Annotated in this window: 18 protein-coding genes; 8 read left to right on the top strand and 10 right to left on the bottom strand. The window is 61.1% G+C overall.

Annotation, left to right across the window (positions count from 1 at the left end):
• The first annotated feature begins 46 nt into the window (after nt 1-46).
• Entirely contained in the window at nt 47-805 is a 759-nt protein-coding gene (map, locus tag A6U98_RS19170; protein ID WP_064652011.1) for a type I methionyl aminopeptidase, read from the top strand.
• Nucleotides 806-1,126: 321 nt separating this feature from the next.
• Here the strand turns inward: map and A6U98_RS19165 are convergent, their stop codons facing one another.
• Nucleotides 1,127-1,702, bottom strand: a complete 576-nt coding sequence (locus A6U98_RS19165) for a PadR family transcriptional regulator (RefSeq protein ID WP_064652010.1) — start codon at nt 1,700-1,702, stop codon at nt 1,127-1,129.
• A 166-nt stretch (nt 1,703-1,868) separates the two neighbouring features.
• Between A6U98_RS19165 and A6U98_RS19160 the strand changes: the two genes are divergently transcribed.
• Nucleotides 1,869-3,053 (top strand): YbfB/YjiJ family MFS transporter, encoded by a 1,185-nt coding sequence (locus A6U98_RS19160; RefSeq protein ID WP_197496406.1) that lies wholly within the window; start codon nt 1,869-1,871, stop codon nt 3,051-3,053.
• Nucleotides 3,054-3,178: 125 nt separating this feature from the next.
• On the top strand, nt 3,179-4,444 hold the full coding sequence (gene sbmA / locus A6U98_RS19155) for a peptide antibiotic transporter SbmA (protein WP_064652008.1): 1,266 nt from the start codon (nt 3,179-3,181) through the stop codon (nt 4,442-4,444).
• 254 nt (nt 4,445-4,698) lie between these two features.
• Here sbmA and A6U98_RS19150 read toward each other — a convergent pair whose 3' ends face one another.
• Nucleotides 4,699-5,685, bottom strand: coding sequence for a hypothetical protein (locus A6U98_RS19150; RefSeq protein ID WP_064652007.1), 987 nt, complete (start codon nt 5,683-5,685; stop codon nt 4,699-4,701).
• A gap of 121 nt (nt 5,686-5,806) precedes the next feature.
• On the opposite strand from A6U98_RS19150, the gene A6U98_RS19145 reads away from it, so the two are divergent.
• The 3 genes from A6U98_RS19145 to der all read left to right on the top strand — a co-directional run bounded on the left by A6U98_RS19145 (nt 5,807) and on the right by der (nt 8,621).
• Nucleotides 5,807-6,391: an NnrU family protein gene (locus A6U98_RS19145; RefSeq protein ID WP_064652006.1), complete on the top strand. Its 585-nt coding sequence runs from the start codon at nt 5,807-5,809 to the stop codon at nt 6,389-6,391.
• Between the two features lie 103 nt (nt 6,392-6,494).
• Nucleotides 6,495-7,178: a tetratricopeptide repeat protein gene (locus A6U98_RS19140; protein WP_064652005.1), complete on the top strand. Its 684-nt coding sequence runs from the start codon at nt 6,495-6,497 to the stop codon at nt 7,176-7,178.
• 18 nt (nt 7,179-7,196) lie between these two features.
• A complete protein-coding gene (der, locus tag A6U98_RS19135) occupies nt 7,197-8,621 on the top strand; it encodes a ribosome biogenesis GTPase Der (RefSeq protein ID WP_064652004.1) in 1,425 nt (474 codons plus the stop codon).
• 254 nt (nt 8,622-8,875) lie between these two features.
• Here the strand turns inward: der and A6U98_RS19130 are convergent, their stop codons facing one another.
• Entirely contained in the window at nt 8,876-9,313 is a 438-nt protein-coding gene (locus A6U98_RS19130; protein WP_064652003.1) for a MarR family transcriptional regulator, read from the bottom strand.
• Nucleotides 9,314-9,474: 161 nt separating this feature from the next.
• Between A6U98_RS19130 and A6U98_RS19125 the strand changes: the two genes are divergently transcribed.
• Complete coding sequence (locus A6U98_RS19125; protein WP_064652002.1) at nt 9,475-10,488, top strand: alpha/beta hydrolase; 1,014 nt, start codon at nt 9,475-9,477, stop codon at nt 10,486-10,488.
• A gap of 6 nt (nt 10,489-10,494) precedes the next feature.
• Here the strand turns inward: A6U98_RS19125 and A6U98_RS19120 are convergent, their stop codons facing one another.
• Complete coding sequence (locus A6U98_RS19120; protein ID WP_064652001.1) at nt 10,495-11,676, bottom strand: glycosyltransferase family 1 protein; 1,182 nt, start codon at nt 11,674-11,676, stop codon at nt 10,495-10,497.
• Between the two features lie 245 nt (nt 11,677-11,921).
• Nucleotides 11,922-12,962, bottom strand: a complete 1,041-nt coding sequence (locus tag A6U98_RS19115; RefSeq protein WP_064652000.1) for a glutamine synthetase beta-grasp domain-containing protein — start codon at nt 12,960-12,962, stop codon at nt 11,922-11,924.
• 432 nt (nt 12,963-13,394) lie between these two features.
• On the opposite strand from A6U98_RS19115, the gene gstI reads away from it, so the two are divergent.
• The gene (gene gstI, locus A6U98_RS19110; protein WP_018243111.1) at nt 13,395-13,586 is read left to right on the top strand and encodes a glutamine synthetase translation inhibitor GstI; all 192 of its coding nucleotides are present in this window, start codon (nt 13,395-13,397) and stop codon (nt 13,584-13,586) included.
• 238 nt (nt 13,587-13,824) lie between these two features.
• On the opposite strand, the gene A6U98_RS19105 is transcribed toward gstI, so the two are convergent.
• The 5 genes from A6U98_RS19105 to A6U98_RS19085 form a co-directional block, all read right to left on the bottom strand.
• Nucleotides 13,825-14,745 carry a sugar kinase gene (locus A6U98_RS19105; RefSeq protein WP_064651999.1) on the bottom strand — a complete coding sequence of 307 codons (921 nt, stop codon included), beginning with the start codon at nt 14,743-14,745 and terminating at the stop codon, nt 13,825-13,827.
• Between the two features lie 228 nt (nt 14,746-14,973).
• Nucleotides 14,974-15,960: an oligopeptide/dipeptide ABC transporter ATP-binding protein gene (locus A6U98_RS19100; RefSeq protein WP_064651998.1), complete on the bottom strand. Its 987-nt coding sequence runs from the start codon at nt 15,958-15,960 to the stop codon at nt 14,974-14,976.
• Nucleotides 15,953-16,945, bottom strand: a complete 993-nt coding sequence (locus A6U98_RS19095; protein WP_064651997.1) for an ABC transporter ATP-binding protein — start codon at nt 16,943-16,945, stop codon at nt 15,953-15,955. Before A6U98_RS19095 ends, A6U98_RS19100 begins: the two co-directional genes overlap by 8 nt.
• Entirely contained in the window at nt 16,946-17,863 is a 918-nt protein-coding gene (locus tag A6U98_RS19090) for an ABC transporter permease subunit (RefSeq protein WP_064651996.1), read from the bottom strand.
• A complete protein-coding gene (locus tag A6U98_RS19085; protein ID WP_003541883.1) occupies nt 17,860-18,783 on the bottom strand; it encodes an ABC transporter permease subunit in 924 nt (307 codons plus the stop codon). Before A6U98_RS19085 ends, A6U98_RS19090 begins: the two co-directional genes overlap by 4 nt.
• Between the last annotated feature and the right edge of the window lie 9 nt (nt 18,784-18,792).

Here is an 18,792-nt window from a genome sequence, read left to right as displayed (position 1 = left end):
GCTCTAGGGCGGCCGCTGCCGCCCTGCGCAAGGCCGGAACAGACGAATGGTTATCGCAAACGACGACGAACTGACAAAGCTCAAGGAGATCGGCCGCATCTGCGCCAACGCCATTCAGGTGATGGCGGCGGCGATGGAGCCAGGCATGACGACGCTGGAGCTCGACCAGATTGGCCGCAAGGTGCTCGAGGATTCGGGCGCGCGTTCGGCGCCGGAGTTCTGCTACCAGTTTCCCGGTGCCACATGCATCAGTATCAATGAGGAAATCGCCCACGGCATTCCCGGCCCGCGGGTCATCCGCGCCGGCGATCTCATCAATATCGATGTCTCGGCGGAAAAGGACGGCTTCTTCGCCGATACCGGCGCCTCCTTTACGATGCCGCCGGTCAAGCCGAAGATCGAGCGGCTTTGCCGCGACGGCAAGCGGGCGCTTTGGATCGGGCTCAACCAGGTCAAATCGGGCGAGCCGCTGGCAAAGATCGGCACAGCCGTCGGCGCCTTTGCGCAGAAGAACCGCTATACGCTGGTCACCAATCTGGCGAGCCACGGCGTCGGCCGCTCGCTGCATGAGGAGCCGGCCGAGCTCTCGACCTGGCCGGACCCTTCGGAAAAACGGATGATGACCGAAGGTCTCGTCTTCACCGTCGAACCGTTTCTCTCGCTCGGCACGACATGGGCCGAAGGCGGCGACGATGCCTGGACGCTCTATGCCGATCCGAAGGCGCCGACCGTGCAATACGAGCACACGGTGGTCGCGACACGCAACGGGCCGGTGGTTCTGACCTTGCCGGATGCGCGGGCGTAAGGCCGGCGTCTGCCTTCATTCCCACCGGGTCGGAGCGCCCGCCTCGTCCTTCGAGGCCCCTGCGGGGCACCTCCGGATGAGGCTCTCTTCAGCCTGGCGCGGCATTCCTCAACGTCTCTGTTGGGAACGCGGCATTCTCCAACGTCCCTCATCCTGAGGTGCGCAGCCCTCAGGGCGAAGCCTCGAAGGACGCGCTCAAGGCTGCTCCTTGCGTGCATCGAGGCGTCGAGGCCCCTGCGGGGGGCTAGGACGAGGCTCTCTTCAGCGTTGGCGGCATCCCAACGTTGCTTTTGGGAGCGCGGCATTCCCAGTGATGCACCTTCAGCTCCGCGTTCCCGGCCTGCCGCCTTGCAGGATTTCGGTGGCGGCGCGTTCGAGGATGCCTGCGATGCGGGCGGCTTCGGGTTTCGACCAGGGATAGCGCATCCTGAGCGCCGAGCGCAGCAGCATGCGGGCGGCGCGGATATCGCCGCCATCCTGCATGAAATCGCCGTCATCGCCGTCGTCGGCGCCGTGACGGTCAGTTTCGAAGACACGCTTCACATGGGCCATCTTCTCGCCGATGCGTTCCAGCTTGGCGAAGGTTTGCAGGATCATGGCGCGGTTTTCCTCGACGCGGCTGCGGCCGGCCTCGGTGATGCGGTAGAGCTTCTTGGCGCCCTCAGCCTCCACCTCGGCCAGACCGGTTTCCTCGAGATAGGTGAGTGCAGGATAGATGACGCCGGGGCTCGGTACATAGAAACCGCCGGAACGCTCCTCCAATATCTTTATCAATTCGTAGCCGTGGCGAGGCTGCTCAGCGAGTAGGGCCAGGATGACCAGTTGCAGATCGCCGGCCGCGAATTTACGGCCCATGCGGAAATCTCCGCCGAACATGCCGCCTTTAAAACCTCTCATGGCTCTTCCTTTCATCGTTAGACGTATCGTTAGCTATGTCGTAAAACATATATCGTACGATAATAGCTTTCAAGAGCGACCGAGTATTTTTGATGTTTCGGGAAATTGATCGATCGATCAGAATTACTTGATTGTGATGCGGGTGCTGCAGCGCGATAAGCGCTGCATGCTCGTGCGCACCGGTCAGTCCCCGCCGAATCTTGTCTCCACCGCCGCTGCCGGCGCCGTTGCGATGGCCGCTGCCATGGGCTTCGGGCGCTTCTCCTACACGCCGATCCTGCCCGGTATGATCAGCGGCGTGCCGCTTTCGGCAGCGGATGCAGGCTTTATCGCGTCGGCCAATTTCGTCGGTTATCTCGTCGGCGCCGTGCTTGCAGCCTATGGCTGGGCGGCGGGGCGGGAGCGGCCGGTGGCGCTGTTGTCGCTGCTGGCAACCGCGATCCTGCTTGCCGCCATGGCCACCACCGATTCCGTCGCCGTCTTTGCCATCATTCGTTTCCTGGCCGGTGTCGCCAGCGCCTTTGCGATGGTCTTCACATCGTCGATCGTGCTCAGCCACGGGGCTGCCGCCGGCAACGATCATGTGCAAGCAGCGCATTTCGGCGGGCCGGGGGCGGGCATCGCGCTGTCCTCGGTCATGGTGTTTCTGATCGGTCTCGGCTTTCACGACGGGCCGGGCGGCTGGCGCGCCGACTGGATCGGCGGGGCGCTTTATTGCGCGGCAAGCCTCGTCGTCGTTTTCCTGCTGCTGCCGTCGTCGCCGGCGCAATCGGCGCAGTCGGGCAAGGAGCCTGCGCTGGTCTGGAACCGGCCGATGGTGCTGCTGACGCTGTCCTACGGCCTGTTCGGCTTCGGCTACGTCATCACCGCGACCTTCCTCGTCACCATCGCACGTCTTTCTGCAACGGGACCCTTCGTCGAATTCCTTTGCTGGTTCATCGCCGGCTTGACCGCGACGGTGGCGCTGTTTGCCTGGAAGCCGCTGGTCAAGCCGCTCGGGCTTGGGGGCGTTTACGTCGCGGCCCTTCTGGTCGAGGCAGCCGGTGTGCTTGCGACCGTAGCGCTGCCGCCTTCCGTCGCACCGCTGATCGGCGGGGCGCTATTCGGGGCGACGTTCCTGGCAATCACCGCTTACGGGCTGCAGATCGGCCGCAAGCTTTCGCCTGACAGTCCGCGGCGGATCCTGGCGATGATGACGGCCGCCTTCGGCCTCGGCCAGATCGTTGGGCCTGTTGTTGCCGGCTGGATCGCCGAACGTAGCGGCAGCTTCACCGTCCCGACAGTGATCGCCGCCGTGGCACTCGTCGCCTGCGCAGCGCTGGTGATGCCGGTGATCAAGAAAATCTCTTAACCGGTTACATCTCCGTAACAATCGGCCGAACCCATTGCTGCTTCCTTCGAACTGCCTTAGTTTCCGGCACAATCAGTGTTCGACGACACTCCCGAGACTCACAGTTCAGGAAAGCAAAGCCTCCCGTGTTTCATTCCTTTTTTCCGCAGCCAAAGGCGTTCTTCAGTTCGCTCGTCGTTTGGACCCTGATTTCCATTGCCGGCTGGTATCTCTTCGCCGCCAGCCTCGGTGTATCGCTCGGTTATGCGCCGGTTTCGGAAGAGCAGCAGCCGATCGACCTTTCGTTCTTCCTGATGCCCGAAAATGTCTGGTTCTACGGCTATTTCCTTCTGTCGGCGGTGATCTTCTGCAGTGCATGGCATCTGAAGGCGCTGAACCACCCCTGGAAGATTTGGTCGATCTGGGGTTCGGCACTGATCATCTTCGTGACCTACTTCGGCGTCCAGATCAGCGTTGTGATCAATAACTGGCGCCGGCCGTTTGGCGACCTCCTGCAGAACGCATTGTCGAAGCAGCCAGGCATTTCCGTCGACAATTTCTACAGCCTGATGTGGGTCTTCTGCCAGATCGCATTCCTCAGCATGTTCGTATCGATTATGACCGACTTCTTCACCAGCCACTACATCTTCCGCTGGCGAACGGCGATGAACAATTTCTACATGTCGAAGTGGGAAAAACTTCGTCACATCGAAGGTGCCTCCCAGCGCGTTCAGGAAGATACGATGCGCTTTTCGAGCACGCTCGAAGGTCTTGGCATCAGCCTCATCAACTCGGTGATGACGCTCGTGGTATTCCTTCCGATCCTTCTGGCGCTGTCGCATTACGTGACCGAGCTGCCGTTCATCGGGCCGGTGGCGAATTCGCTTTTTTGGCTGGCGCTGTTCTGGTCGGCGTTCGGCACGCTTCTGCTGGCGGTCGCCGGCGTCAAGCTGCCGGGGCTGAATTTCCGCAACCAGCGCGTCGAAGCGGCGTATCGCAAGGAGCTCGTCTATGGCGAGGACCATGCGGAACGGGCTGAGCCGCTGACCGTCAGGGAGCTCTTCGGCAATGTTCGCCGGAACTATTACCGCATGTATTTCCACTACATGTATTTCAATGTCGCCCGATATTTCTATATCCAAGCCGACGCGCTTTTCGTGGTCTTCATGCTGGTGCCGACGATCGTGGCGGGCACCATCACTTACGGTATCTTCCAGCAAATCTCGACGGCCTTCGGACAGGTCAGCAATTCGTTCCAGTATCTCGTCAACTCCTGGACGACGATCATTGAACTGCTCTCGATCCACAAACGCCTCAAGGCCTTCGAGGCGGCAATCGACGACGAACCGCTGCCGGAGATTGATCAGCGCTACTTGGAGCGTGAGACGGGCGTCGTGCACGCCGACGGTTGATGGGTAAGATTTTCCCGGATCGGGAAGGGTAGGCGGTGGTCGATAGGGCTAGCGGGTTTTATTGTGGCAGGATGGAAATGTCCTGCGTGCCGCCCCCCCCCCTCATCCGCCTGCCGGCACCTTCTCCCCGCTGGGGAGAAGAGACTTGTCGCGACGTCTCGCCCGAAGGGTCAGATGAGGGGGCGGCACGGCACCTCATCTCGTTCAAGGGAACCTAGGGCGCCTTGCCGGTTCGACAGCGCCCATAGCCACCATCAAAGACCTGACGTCTGCAATTTCCCGCGGGCCTCGATCATCGGGATCGCTTCCGAATAGCTGACACAGGCCACATCCGTTCGGTGGCAGACGTCGCTGACCAGCCTGTCGAGCGCCCGCCAATAGGCGCCGCCGTTCATTTCGACGAAGTGGAAGCCGAGCTGTAGCGGGATGCGGGCGCCGGCATATTGCTTGTCGAAAGCCTCCTTGAAGGCTGCATAGGCGCGATCCTCGAATTCCGCGGAATCGGCCGTATCTTCCTCACCCTTGGAATGGCGGACGAAGAGATTGTAGTCCATGCCGATGATCGGCTTGTCGTTCGGGCCTTCGGGGATCAGCGGCAGTCCGAAGCGGATGATGCCGTCTTCCTCGACAGGCATGGCGGGCCCTTTGGTGACGAGGCTGGCATCATAGGTGAAGCCCGCCTTCTTTTCGGCGGCGATCATGTCAGCGCCCGCAGTTGCCGAGAGATAGGGGGCGCGAAAGCCCTTGATGCCGTGATCGACCAGATTCTGCCAGCCGGCCGGCTCCTGCAGGCCGACGCTCTTCCAGGCGTTTTTCAACGTCGCATGAAAGGTGGCGTATTCGGCCGACCAGTCGGCCTCGCTCCAGAGGCGGCCGTCGAAATGGCCACAGGCATGGCTCGATATGTCATGTCCTTCGAGATGGGCGTGCCAGATATTGCCGAGGCGCTCGCGGATCTCGTCGTCGGTCTGGGCGAAGCCGACATTGGATTTTCCGCGTTTCTGGTGCGGCGCCTGATAGGCCTTCTTCCCCGCCTCGTTCATCAGGAAAGTGCAGGAAAGGAAATAGGTGAAATGGGCGCCGTTTTTCGCCGCCATCTCGCGGCTCTTCAGCCAGAGCGCGTTGTCGTGGGCGCCGTCGAAGGAAATGATGACGAGCTGTTTCGGCCGGTCGGCCGCCTCTGCAATTGCCGGAACGAGGAGCGAAACAGAAAGGCAGGCGGAGAGGAGGAAACGAGACATGGGCACCGCGACAATTTGTTCGCGGTTTCCCTCTGATAGAATTGCGGCGAAGCTGCGGTCGCGCTGGCATTTTTTCGCGCAACTCGCTAAGCCATGACAAATTGCACGGAAGGGATCCGCAATGACATTGCTTATCGTCGGCATCATACTTTTCCTCGGGGTGCATCTGGTGCGGGTGCTGGTGCCGGACTTTCGCCGTTCGATGATCGCAAGCCTCGGCGAGAAGGGCTGGCGGGCGGCCTATTCCATTGCCAGCATCGCCACGCTGATCTTGTTGATCTACGGTTTCGGACAGGCACGGCAGGCGACCGGCGTGCTTTACAATCCCCCGGTCTGGATGGCGCATATAGCAATCACGCTGATGCTGATCGCGATGATCTGTCTCGTCGCCTCGCTGCTGCCGGCGGGGCATATCGCGACCAAGACCAAACATCCGATGGTGCTGTCGGTGAAAATCTGGGCGTTGGCGCACCTGCTTGCCAATGGCGAGACGTCGTCGGTTCTGCTGTTTACCGCCTTTCTCGCCTGGGGCGTCATCCTGCGCATTTCCTTGAAACGGCGGCAGCGGTCAGGCGAAATCACGCTCCGACCGTTCGTCTCGGCCAAATACGACCTCTATGCGATCGTCATCGGCATCGTCGTCTGGGCCTTGATCATCTGGAAGCTGCACGAATGGTTGATCGGGGTTTCGCCGCTCGTCATCTGACGAATCTTTCACATCCCCCTTACAACGGCTGCAAAATGGAGTAGAAGGCCCGACAATATGCGTTTTGCATGGTGTATGGGTATTTCCGCGGCCGGAGACGAGAATGGCATTCAACGACGACAGCTTCATCCGTGAAGTCAATGAGGAATTGCGGTCTGACCAGATGAAGGGCGTCTGGCGCCGGTTCGGCCGCTATATCGTCGTCGTCGCCATCCTGATCGTCGTCGGCACCGCCGGCAAGGTTCTCTACGACTATTGGGACGACAACCGCTCCTCCGGCACCGGCGACCAGTTCCTGGCGGCGATGAAGCTAGCCGACGAGAACAAGAACGACGAGGCGCTGGCCGCGCTCGACAAGCTCGAGAAGGAAGGCCATGGCGCCTACCCGGTGCTGGCGCGCATGCGGGCCGCGACCGTGCAGGTGCAGAAGGGCGATGCCGCCGCAGCAATCGCCGCCTTCAACGAGATCGGCAAGGACAATGCCGTTCCAGCCGCCGTGCGCGATGCCGCCAAGATGCGGGCCGGCTGGTTGCTCATCGAGAACGGCAGTTACGAACAGGTTTCGGCGGCAATCGAGGAAATGGCCGTTCCGGGCAACGCCTTCCGTCATTCGGCGCGCGAGGCACTCGGCCTTGCCGCTTACAAAGCCGGCAACATGGCGCAGGCGCGGCAATGGTTTCAGTCGATCGTCGATGATACCGACAGCCCGCGCAATATTGCCAATCGCGCCCATATGATGCTTGATCTGATTACCGCATCCGGCAAGGCGCCCGCCGCTCAGGGCTGATCGCGTTAAGGACAAGATATGAGTTTCACGGTCGCCATCGTCGGTCGTCCGAATGTCGGCAAGTCGACACTTTTCAACCGGCTGGTAGGCAAGAAGCTGGCGCTTGTCGACGACACGCCGGGTGTTACCCGCGACCGCCGACCGGGCGATGCGCGGCTGATGGGCCTGACTTTCACGATCATCGACACGGCTGGTCTGGAAGAGGCTGACGCGGAAAGCCTGCAGGGCCGGATGCGGGCGCAGACGGAAGCGGCGATCGACGAGGCGGACATTTCGCTTTTCGTCGTCGATGCCAAGAGCGGATTGACGCCCGTCGATACCGACCTTGCGGAGATGCTGCGCCGGCGCGGCAAGCCGGTGGTGCTCGTCGCCAACAAATCCGAAGCGCGAGGCTCCGACAGCGGCTTCTATGACGCCTACACGCTCGGGCTCGGCGAACCGACGCCGATTTCGGCCGAACATGGCCAGGGCATGCTCGACTTGCGCGATGCGATCGTTGCGGCAATCGGCGAGGACCGGGCCTATCCCGCCAAGGAGGATGTCGCTGTTACAGATGTCGACATTCCGCAGACTGAAGGCGAGGACAGTGACGAGGACGAAGAGCCAACCTATGACGAGACGAAGCCGCTCAGGGTGGCGATCGTCGGTCGGCCGAATGCCGGCAAATCGACGCTGATCAACCGCTTCCTCGGCGAGGACCGCCTTTTGACCGGGCCGGAAGCGGGCATCACCCGTGATTCCATCTCGGTCGAATGGGACTGGCGCGGCCGCACCATCAAGATGTTCGATACGGCAGGCATGCGCCGCAAGGCGCGAGTGATCGAGAAGCTGGAGAAGCTTTCGGTTGCCGATGCGCTGCGCGCCATCCGCTTCGCCGAAACCGTCGTCATTGTCTTCGATGCGACGATCCCCTTCGAGAAGCAGGACCTGCAGATCGTCGACCTCGTGCTGCGAGAGGGCCGGGCCGCCGTGCTCGCCTTCAACAAGTGGGACATGATCGAAGACCGCCAAGCGGTGCTTGCGGATCTGCGCGAAAAGACCGACCGGCTACTGCCACAGGCGCGCGGCATCCGCGCCGTGCCGATCTCCGGCCAGACCGGCTGGGGGCTCGACAAGCTCATGCAGTCGATCATCGATACCGACAAGGTCTGGAACAAGCGCATCTCGACGGCCAGGCTCAACCGCTGGCTGGAGACGCAGCAGGTCCAGCATCCGCCACCGGCCGTTTCCGGCCGCCGCATCAAGCTGAAATATATGACGCAGGTGAAGGCCCGCCCGCCGGCCTTCATGATCTCCTGCACCCGCTCGGATGCGCTACCGGAATCCTATACGCGCTACCTGATCAACGGGTTGCGCGCTGATTTCGATATGCCGAGCGTGCCGATCCGCATCCATTTCCGCTCGTCCGAGAATCCGTTCGAAGGCAAGAAAAGGCGGACGTAGGCTGGGAGCTCGCGCTGATTGGTGAGTTCTGACGCACGGCGTGTGGCCACCCCCCTCTACCCTGCCGGGCATCTCCCCCACAAGAGGGAGATCGGCAGGAGGCGAACACTCAGTCCCTCTCTATCGATGTTCTGATCGCCAAACGGTAATTGTTCGGGGAAGCCGGGACATCCATCTGATCTCCCCACCTGTGGGGGAGATGCCCGGCAGGGCAGAGGGGGGTATCACAGGCACTGTGATAGCTATCCGGCAATCTAAACCACGCTTCGATTCAGCGCCTCACGCAGCGCCACGATCTCGGCCTGCAGGCGGGTGAGGTCGACTGCATCGCGACCGCTGGCAGCGGCGATGCAACCCGGGATGCCGATCGCCTTTTCCTTCAGGCGAATGCCTTCTTCGCTCAAGCGGATGACGACGACGCGTTCGTCTTCCCGGCTGCGTTCGCGTCTGACATAACCTGCGGTTTCCAGGCGTTTGAGCAGCGGGGTCAGCGTGCTCGATTCCAGGAAGAGCTTTTCACCCAAGCCGCCGACGGTCTGGCCATCCTGTTCCCAGAGAGAAACCATCGCTAGATATTGCGGATAGGTGAGGCCGAGTGTCTCAAGCAGCGGCTTGTAGACGCGGTTCAGTGCGTGGCTTGCCGTATAGACGGCAAAGCAGATGAAATTGTCGAGCTTCAGCTGATCCTGCATGGGGTATCTCCAAAACTGATGGAGACTATATCGTACGATAAATAATCGTAAGCGATTTTTATGCATGGCTGCTATGCGCAAATTTAAATTGCCCGATAATAAATCGTGCGCGATATAAAAACGGTGTTCAGGACGAACATCGAACCCGAGAGGACAAGACAATGTCGACCATCAAGACCGTAGTTTCCGCAGCAGCACTGCTCTCAGCCTCCGCCGTCGGCGCGCTTGCCGATCCGGTACTCGAACCGACAACGCAGAAATTCATCGACGGGCTTGCCGGCGGCAAGCCGATCTACACGCTGTCGCCGGCCGATGCCCGCAATGTCCTGGCCGGCGCGCAGAAGGGCGATGTGAAGAAGCTTGCCGCCAAGGAAGAGGACAGGGTCATCAAGGCTGGTCCGACAGGTAGCATCAAGCTGCGCATCGTCCGCCCGGAACATGCCAAGGGCACGCTGCCGGTCATTCTCTATTTCCATGGCGGCGGCTGGGTGCTGGGCGATGCGGATACGCATGACCGGTTGGTGCGCGAGATCGCCAACGGCGCCGATGCCGCTGTCGTCTTCGTCGATTATGAGCGCTCGCCCGAAGCCCGTTATCCCGTCGCGATCGAGCAGGCTTATGCTGCGACCAAATATGTCGCCGAGCATGCCAAGGAATTCAAGGTCGATGCCTCCAGGCTGGCGGTCGCAGGCGATAGCGTCGGCGGCAACATGGCGGCGGTTGTGACGCTGCTTGCCAAGGAACGTGGCGGTCCCGCCATCGACCAGCAGGTGCTGTTCTACCCCGTCACCGACGCCAATTTCGACAATGGTTCCTACAATGAGTTCGCCGATGGCCCGTGGCTGACGAAGGAAGCGATGAAGTGGTTCTGGAACGCCTATCTGCCCGACGAGGCCAAGCGCAAGGAGCCGACGGCCTCACCGCTGCAGGCGTCGCTGGAGCAGTTGAACGGCCTGCCGCCGGCGCTCGTCATCGTCGATGAGAACGATGTGCTGCGCGACGAGGGTGAAGCCTATGCCCGCAAGCTCAGCCAGGCCGGTGTCCGCGTCACGTCGATGCGCTATAACGGCACGATCCACGACTTCGTGCTACTGAACGCGATTGCCGAAACGCCTGCCGCGCGCAGCGCGATTGCGGTCGCGAACGACACGCTTCGCAGCGCGCTTCACAAGTAAAACCAATCAGTCTGCGGACGGGAGAGGCCCGGCGGTTTCGCCGGGCTTTCTGCTTCTTGGAAGCGATTTGGCAAACTGCCAGGCCTTCTTCCATTTCGGCGTGATGACGCCGTTGGCAGCGCGGATATTGTTGATGAACTGCAGCGTCGCCGCTTCCCAGGAATATTGCATGGCGAGTTCACGCGCCTTGCCGCGCGAGGCGGAAAGGGCGGCAAGGCAGGCTGCTTGCAGGTTGGCGTCGAGCGCCCCGACTTCGCTGTCCTCGCCGATGATATCGAGCGGGCCGGTGACCGGATAGGCTGCGACCGGTACGCCCGATGCCAGTGCTTCGAGGATGGTGTTGCCGAAGGTGTCGGTGAGCGAGGGAAAGACGAAGACGTCGGCCTGGGCATAGATTTTCGCCAGATCCTCGCCGAACTGCACGCCGGCGAAGAAGACGTCCGGATATTGCTTTTCAAGCTCGGCGCGCGCCGGACCGTCGCCGACGACGACCTTGGAGCCCGGCAAATCGAGATCGAGGAAGGCCGGCAGGTTTTTTTCCAGCGCCACGCGGCCGACGGTCATGAAGATCGGGCGCGCCAAGCCGAACGGGTTTTCCTCGAGCTCCATCGGACGGAACTGCGTGGCGTCGATGCCGCGGCTCCAGGGCATAAGGTTGCGGATGCCTTTTTCCGACAGTTCGCGGGCAAGGCTTGGCGTCGCCACCATGCAGCCGGCGCCGCCATTGTGGAACCAGCGGACGAAGGAATAGAGCCAGCTCTTCGGTATCGGCAGGCGCGCGGAGACGTATTCCGGGAAGCGGGTGTGGTAGCTCGTCGAAAACGGCATGCGGTTCTTCAGGCACCAGCGGCGGGCGGTCAGCCCCAACGGGCCTTCAGTGGCAATATGCACGTAGGAGGGATTGTGCTTTTCGATCTCGCGGGCGATGCGGCGGTAGTTGGCGATCGACAGGCGGATCTCAGGATAGGTCGGGCAGGGGATGCTGTTAAAGCGCTCCGGCGTCACCATCGAAACCTCGACGCCCATCTTCGCCAGTTCGCGGTTGGTGTTCTCGATCGAGCGCACGACGCCGTTGACCTGCGGGTGCCAGGCATCGGTGACGATCACCAGCCTCTCAGGCAGGTTCCCGGCGGCTGCGGCATTGGCCCAGCTCTCGCCGCTATAAGTGTTTGCCGGACGTTGCAGCATGTCACGATTTCCATCCGCGTCGCAGTGATATGCCAACGCTCAACCCCAAAGCGGGGTTCCGGAACGGCGATTCCCGCTTCTCTATTTTGAGGCATGACCATGATGGAAATATTACAGCCCATATTGCAAGGATTGCAGGGCTTTCGCCGGCCTGATCGCCCCGATTATGTCAGTGGCTGGCGGCGGTTTTTCATTTGAAAGAAGATGGTCACGGCGCCGGTCGTGGACCGGCGCCGCTTGGGAGGTTAAGCGGCAGCGGAAGCCGAGCTTGCAGTCGGAACTTCCGAAATCGTCTTCAGAACCTGCGAAGCGATCTGGTAGGGGCAGCCCTGCGAGTTCGGGCGGCGATCTTCCAGATAACCCTTGTAGTCGTTCTTGACGAAGGAGTGCGGCACGCGGATCGAAGCACCACGGTCGGCAACGCCGTAGGAGAACTTGTTCCACGGGGCCGTTTCGTGCTTGCCGGTCAGGCGCTTGTCGTTGTCAGGACCGTAGACGTTGATGTGGTCCATCAGGTTCTTTTCGAACTGCGCCATCAGCGCCTCGAAGTAGGCCTTGCCGCCGACTTCGCGCATGTACTTGGTCGAGAAGTTGCAATGCATGCCCGAGCCGTTCCAGTCGGTGTCGCCGAGCGGCTTGCAGTGATACTCGATGTCGATGCCGTACTTTTCGGTCAGGCGCTGCAAGAGGTAGCGTGCCATCCAGATCTGGTCGGCGGCCTTCTTGGAGCCCTTGCCGAAAATCTGGAATTCCCACTGGCCCTTGGCCACCTCGGCATTGATGCCTTCGTGATTGATTCCGGCAGCGAGGCAGAGGTCGAGATGCTCTTCGACGATTTCGCGGGCAACGTCGCCGACGTTGGAATAGCCGACGCCGGTGTAGTACGGACCCTGCGGAGCGGGGTAGCCCTGCTCAGGGAAACCAAGCGGACGGCCGTTCTGGTAGAAGAAATATTCCTGCTCGAAGCCGAACCAGGCGTCTTCGTCGTCGAGGATGGTGGCGCGGGCATTCGATGCGTGCGGCGTGACGCCATCCGGCATCATGACTTCGCACATGACGAGAGCGCCGTTGGTACGGGCCGGGTCGGGATAGATGGCGACCGGCTTCAGCACGCAATCGGAGCTGCGGCCCTCAGCCTGCTGCGTCGAGGAGCCGTCAAAGCCCCAGAGCGGAAGCTGTTCCAGCGTCGGGAATACGTCGAATTCCTTGATCTGCGTCTTGCCACGCAGGTTCGGTACCGGAGTGTACCCATCGAGCCAAATATACTCGAGCTTATATTTTGTCATCGTGACTCTCTCAATGCTACGAAGGTGAGCAAATCCGGAGGTGATCTCGGCGCGCAAGCGCATCCGACCGCCAGGGATGACGCTTTAAAAGCACGTAGCGTGCCAGTTTTGGCGCCACGCGAAAGAAAAATCGCGAATCAGGGTGCCGGCCGATTTTTTCCCTTTTGGAAAATCGGGCTGTTTTTAACGCTCACAGGCGGTATCGCCCATCAAATCGCACTTTTCCCATCCGGAACCGGATGAAAATTGCGGCGTTAGGCTGAAATGATGAAGTGTTAAACAAATTATCGGAAGCTTTTAGCCGAGACAGCATGCCGACCGATTACAATTACAACATTGCCCTTATTTTATGCAATTTGCATAAACTATGTGCATTGTGCTATGTAGATGGTCCTGAAATGTTGATGCGCCGAACTGAATGGAGGCGATCTCATGCCCACCGGTTTCCATCGTGAATCCGCAACGATCTACCAGTTTCCCGTTAAGGCGATACGAAACGCCAACCGGTTCGAACGCGCCAGGCTGATGGAGCGCGAGGCAGCAGACGTCTGCGATGCTGCGCTCGACAGCTGCTGGTACCATGACGAGGCAGTTCGCGAGTCCGATCGGCCGACGAAGTCCTGATTTCCCCTAGATCAGGATGATTTTAGGCCTGATCGGCCTGAAATCTGAATCCTGATCTAGATCAAAGAAATAGAGCATGATGTCGTCCGAAAACCGCGCACACTTTTCGGCATCATACTCTAGCAGCGGGGCAAACGATGCCGAAAGCGGGGAGCGCTCGCACATGGCGTTCATACTGCGTCAGCATGTGCGGCCTAAAAGCATGTCTCGCTAAGCGAATCTAAAAGATCGCGCCGCTTTAGCCGCCATCCAATCCAAGCTTTTCCCTCGGGACCAATGCACCATGTTCGCTGACGACGCGGGCAGCGACCTTTGCTGCGAAGCGGGCGGCGGCAGGTGCATCGCCGGCTTCGATATATCGTGCGAGAAAGGCGCCATTGAAGCTGTCGCCGGCGCTGGTCGTGTCGACCACCTTCTCCACCTTTTCAGCCGGAACGAAGGTTTGCTCTCCGGCAAAATTCAGCGTGACACCGTCAGCGCCGTTCTTGACGACGATATGAATGGCGCCGAGTGCGCGGTAGCGGTGGATCGTCGCCTCGATGGAATCATCGCCGAAATGGGCCGCCTCGTCATCGAAGCTCGGCATGACAAGCACGGAGGAGCGAGCGCCTTCGCTGATCGTCGTGTGCATGACGTCGTAGCTGGACCAGAGGCGCGGGCGGATGTTCGGATCGAAGACGACGAGCTTGCCGGCGGCCTTGGCGCGACGGACTTCGGCAAGCAGCGTCTCGGCATCCTCCTGCGGCAGGATGGCAAGGGTGATACCGGAGAAATAGACGACTTCAGCGCTCTCCACCGCCTCGCGCAGGCGGTCGGGATCGGCTGCCAGGCTGCGGGCGGCGGCGCTGTCGCGCCAGTAGCTGAAGGAGCGTTCGCCGTCCTTCAGGTTGATCATGTAAAGGCCCGGCGTCCTGCCCCTGATGCGGCGAATGAGGCTGGTGCCGATGCCCGCCTTGTCGATAAAGGCGACCATCTCGTCCGACATGGCGTCGTCGCCGAGCGCGGTGAAGTAGTCGACCGACCAGTCGGCGGCAAGGCAGGCGCGGGCATACCAGGCGGTGTTGAAGGTATCGCCGGCGAAGCCTTTGCGCAGCAGACCATCGCCTGTCTGCGAGAGTTCCACCATGCATTCACCGATCGATAGAAACCGTCTGCTCACCTTGTCCTCCCGGCACTAGAGCGCCGCGCGTCCAAGGACGCGCTAAGGACGCTCTATCACTTTGAATTGGCGCCTAACCCCGAAAATCGATTCCGATTTTCGGGGTTGGGCGCTGGTCCTCATTCGCTGATACGCGGAGAGCATGAAGGTGGCAAGCGCCGAATAAGGAAGGTGGAACCCTCACTTACGCGGGCGAGGTGAAGGCCGCTTGCGCGACCTTCGTTCCGCTCATGGCCTGTCCATGTGATAACAGGCGGCCTTCTGGCCGGGGCGGACCTCCTCGGTCGGCGGCATTTCGGTGCGACAGATGTCGGTCGCCTTCCAGCAACGCGGTGAGAAGACGCAGCCCTTCGGCGGGTTAAGCGGCGAAGGCGGATCGCCCTGCAGACGGATGCGGGTGCGCAGGCGCGCAAGCTTCGGATCCGGGATCGGCGCGGCGGAGAAAAGCGCCTGCGTATAGGGATGGGCGGGGTGATCGAAGACGGTAGCGCAGTCGCCGGCTTCCACTACCCTGCCGAGATAGAGCACCAGCACATCGTCCGAGATCAGGCGCACCACGGAGAGGTCGTGGCTGATGAAGATCAGCGTCAGGCCGAACTCCTTGCGCAGCTTGCGCAGAAGCGTGATCACCTGGCCCTGGATCGAGACGTCGAGGGCCGAAACAGGCTCGTCGCAGATGATGAGCTTGGGTTTGGTGACCACTGCACGGGCGATGCCGATGCGTTGCGCCTGGCCGCCGGAGAATTCGTGCGGATAGCGGTTGATCATCTCCGGCACCAGGCCGACGGCGGTCATGATGTCGCGGACACGTTCGGTGCGTTCGGCTCTCGTAAGCTTCGGCTCGAAGACGGTGAGCGGCTCGGCTATGATGTCGCCGACCGTCATGCGCGGGTCGAGCGAGGCGATCGGATCCTGAAAGATGATCTGCATGTCGCGGCGGGCGGCGCGCATTTCCTCGTCCGAAAGGTCGAGAAGGTTGCGGCCCTGCCAGAGGATGCGGCCCTTCTGCGATTTCAACAGCCGCAAGATGGAGCGGCCGAGCGTGGATTTGCCGCAGCCGGATTCACCGACAATGCCGAGCGTGCGGCCTTCGCTGAGGTCGAAGCTGACATTGTTGACGGCGGTGAGAAAAATCGGCGGCTTGAAGAGGCCCTTCGCCGGCAGTTCGAATTGGGTCGTCAGGTTCTCGACCCTGAGAAGCGATCGTTCAGCCATGATTCAGCAGCTCCTCGCGACGCGGGAAGGGGTGGTAGCATGCGGCGCAATGGTGCGGCGCGAGGGTTTCGAGCGGCGGGGGGCGGTCGATGCAATCGTCCTGGACCTGCGAACAGCGCGGCGAAAAATTGCAGCCCTTCGGCAGGTGCTTCAGGTTCGGCGGACGCCCGGGGATGACGACGAGGTCGTCGACATCCTGGTCCGGGCGCGGGATCGAGGCATGCAGTGCTGCGGTATAGGGATGGGCCGGGTTGTCGAAGAGTTCGTCGACGGGCGCCTCCTCGACGATGCGGCCGGCATACATGACGGCGACGCGGTCGGCGAGGCCGGCAACGACGCCGAGATCGTGGGTGATCATGATCAGCGCCGTGTTCATCTCCGCCGTCAGGTCGTTGAAGAGATCGAGGATCTGCGCCTGGATGGTGACGTCGAGTGCCGTCGTCGGTTCGTCGGCGATCAGAAGTTTCGGCCTCGTGAGCAGCGCCATGGCGATGACGATGCGCTGGCGCATGCCGCCGGAGAGCTCATGCGGGTAGAGGTGAAAGCGCCGTGTCGGGTCGGGGATGCCGACGCGTTTCAGCATGTCGAGTGCGGCGGCGGATGCGGCGTGCGCCGTCAGGCCGCCGTGCACTTCGAGCTGTTCCGTCAGCTGCCGGGAAATCTTCAGCGACGGGTTCAGGGCGGTCATCGGGTCCTGGAAAACCATCGCCATGTCCTTGCCGCGGATCTGGTCGAGTTCGCGCGGTTTCAGCGCCAGCACGTCCTTGCCCTCGAGCAGCGCCTGTCCCGTCGTTTTGCCGTTCTTGGCGAGCAGGCCCATGATGCCGAGGAAGGTCTGGCTCTTGCCGGAGCCGGATTCGCCGACGATGGCGATGCGCTCGCCGCGCTTGACCGTCAGGTTCATGTTCGAGACTGCCTTCACCTCTCCATCAGGCGTCTTGAAGGTGATCGAGTAGTCTTTGAGTTCGAGGAGGGTATCCGTCATTTAACGATCCTTCGGGTCGAACGCGTCGCGCAGGCCGTCGCCGATGAAGAGCAGGCTGAGCAGCAGGGCCACGAGGAAGCTTGCCGGGAAGACCAGCAGCCAAGGCATGCTTTCCATGGCATCGGTCCCCTCGGCGATCAGAGTGCCGAGCGAAGTCAGCGGTTCCTGCACGCCGAAGCCGAGATAGGAAAGGAAGCTTTCGGTGGCGATGATCTCAGGCACGGTTAGTGCCGCGAAGATGACCACCGGGCCGACGAGGTTCGGAATGATGTGCTTGATGATGATCTTGAACGGCCGCTGCCCGGATGCACGCGCCGCTTCGATGAATTCGCGATGCTTGATCGACAGCGTCTGGCCACGCACGATGCGGGCCATAGTCAGCCACTCCAGCGCGCCGATCGCGGCAAAGAGCAGATAGACGTTGCGGCCGAAGATCACCATCAGCAGGATGACGAAGAGGATATAGGGAAGCGCATACATGATATCGACGAAGCGCATCATGATCGCATCGAGCCTGCCGCCGATATATCCCGATACCGCACCGTAGAGCACGCCGATGAAGACGGAGACGACGGTCGCCGTCAGCGCCACGGCAAGCGAGACGCGGGTGCCGTAAAGGACGCGGGCGAGGAGGTCGCGACCGTTCGGGTCGGTGCCGAAATAATGGCCGGTTTCGATCGAGGGCGGTATGCGGAAGGCCGCCCAATCCGGATCCTCATAGTTGAAGGGAATGAACCACGGGCCGATGAAGGCGGCGAGGATCAGAACCGTCAGGACGACGATCGACAGAACGGCTGCCTTGTTTCGCCCGAGGCGGCGCAAGGCATCCTTGGTGAGCGAGCGGCTTTCGGGCGCAAGGCCCTCCGCCTCCAGCAGCTCCTGGGCAAGCAGCTCGCGTTTTGCGGGGTTGAGGATCATCGGTTTCTCACTTTCGGATCGAGCCACGCATAGGCGATATCGACGAGAAGATTCAGGAACACGATGAGCACCATGTAGAAGATGACCGTGCCGAGAACCATGCCGTAATCGCGGTTCAGTGCTGCGTTGACGAAATAGCGGCCGATGCCGGGCAATCCGAAGATGCTCTCGACAACCAGCGAGCCGGTGAGAAGGTAACTTGCAGCCGGTCCGAGATAGGAGACCACAGGCATCAGCGCGGGCTTCAGCGCATGGCGCATCACGGTCAGCCTCGGGCCGATGCCCTTGGCCTTGGCGGTGCGGATGAAGTTCTGGTTCATTACCTCGATCATCGAACCGCGCGTGATGCGCGAGATACGGCCGGCATGCGGCAGGGCCAGCACGACGATCGGCAGGATGAGGTATTTGATCGAGCCGTCGCCCCAGCCGCCGACCGGGAACCACGCGAGATGGATGCCGAAGACGAGCTGCAGGATGGGCGCAATCAGGAAGTTCGGCAGCACGACGCCTATCAGGATGAGGGCGCCGAGAATATAATCCGGTGCCTTGTTCTGATAGAGCGCCCCAAGACAGCCGACCGCCACGCCGACAATGATGGCAATCAGGAAGGCAGCCGTACCGATGGTGAAGGTGTAGGGCAGACCGATCATGATCTGCTGGGCGACGGTGAAATCCTCACTCGCGAAGGAGGGGCCGAGATCGCCCCGGAGCAGGTCGCCGACATAGATCAGGTACTGCTGAATGAGCGGCTTGTCGAGATTGTAGTGGATCGCAAGGTTTTTCAGGATCACCGGCGGCAATGGCCTTTCGCCATCGAAAGGGCCGCCGGGGGCAAGGCGCAAAACAAAAAAGCAGGCTGTGACGGCGATCCACAGAACGGGGATCGTCGATAGCAGGCGACGGAGTGCGTATTTGATCATGGTCGTGGG

The sequence above is a fragment of the Rhizobium sp. WYCCWR10014 genome (assembly GCF_001657485.1).
GTDB lineage: Bacteria > Pseudomonadota > Alphaproteobacteria > Rhizobiales > Rhizobiaceae > Rhizobium.
The sequence above is the reverse complement of the archived record's forward strand: the minus strand, read 5'-3'. Positions and strand labels throughout refer to the sequence as shown.

Bases quoted from the DNA above. Each gene is read 5' to 3' on its own strand.
- A6U98_RS19115 (WP_064652000.1), bottom strand. From the start codon at position 12,962: ATGACAAAATATAAGCTCGAGTATATTTGGCTCGATGGGTACACTCCG.
- A6U98_RS19125 (WP_064652002.1), top strand. From the start codon at position 9,475: ATGTCGACCATCAAGACCGTAGTTTCCGCAGCAGCACTGCTCTCAGCC.
- A6U98_RS19130 (WP_064652003.1), bottom strand. From the start codon at position 9,313: ATGCAGGATCAGCTGAAGCTCGACAATTTCATCTGCTTTGCCGTCTAT.
- A6U98_RS19100 (WP_064651998.1), bottom strand. From the start codon at position 15,960: ATGGCTGAACGATCGCTTCTCAGGGTCGAGAACCTGACGACCCAATTC.
- A6U98_RS19095 (WP_064651997.1), bottom strand. From the start codon at position 16,945: ATGACGGATACCCTCCTCGAACTCAAAGACTACTCGATCACCTTCAAG.
- gstI (WP_018243111.1), top strand. From the start codon at position 13,395: ATGCCCACCGGTTTCCATCGTGAATCCGCAACGATCTACCAGTTTCCC.
- A6U98_RS19140 (WP_064652005.1), top strand. From the start codon at position 6,495: ATGGCATTCAACGACGACAGCTTCATCCGTGAAGTCAATGAGGAATTG.
- A6U98_RS19085 (WP_003541883.1), bottom strand. From the start codon at position 18,783: ATGATCAAATACGCACTCCGTCGCCTGCTATCGACGATCCCCGTTCTG.
- A6U98_RS19160 (WP_197496406.1), top strand. From the start codon at position 1,869: ATGCTCGTGCGCACCGGTCAGTCCCCGCCGAATCTTGTCTCCACCGCC.
- der (WP_064652004.1), top strand. From the start codon at position 7,197: ATGAGTTTCACGGTCGCCATCGTCGGTCGTCCGAATGTCGGCAAGTCG.
- A6U98_RS19165 (WP_064652010.1), bottom strand. From the start codon at position 1,702: ATGAGAGGTTTTAAAGGCGGCATGTTCGGCGGAGATTTCCGCATGGGC.
- A6U98_RS19145 (WP_064652006.1), top strand. From the start codon at position 5,807: ATGACATTGCTTATCGTCGGCATCATACTTTTCCTCGGGGTGCATCTG.
- map (WP_064652011.1), top strand. From the start codon at position 47: ATGGTTATCGCAAACGACGACGAACTGACAAAGCTCAAGGAGATCGGC.
- A6U98_RS19120 (WP_064652001.1), bottom strand. From the start codon at position 11,676: ATGCTGCAACGTCCGGCAAACACTTATAGCGGCGAGAGCTGGGCCAAT.
- A6U98_RS19090 (WP_064651996.1), bottom strand. From the start codon at position 17,863: ATGATCCTCAACCCCGCAAAACGCGAGCTGCTTGCCCAGGAGCTGCTG.
- A6U98_RS19150 (WP_064652007.1), bottom strand. From the start codon at position 5,685: ATGTCTCGTTTCCTCCTCTCCGCCTGCCTTTCTGTTTCGCTCCTCGTT.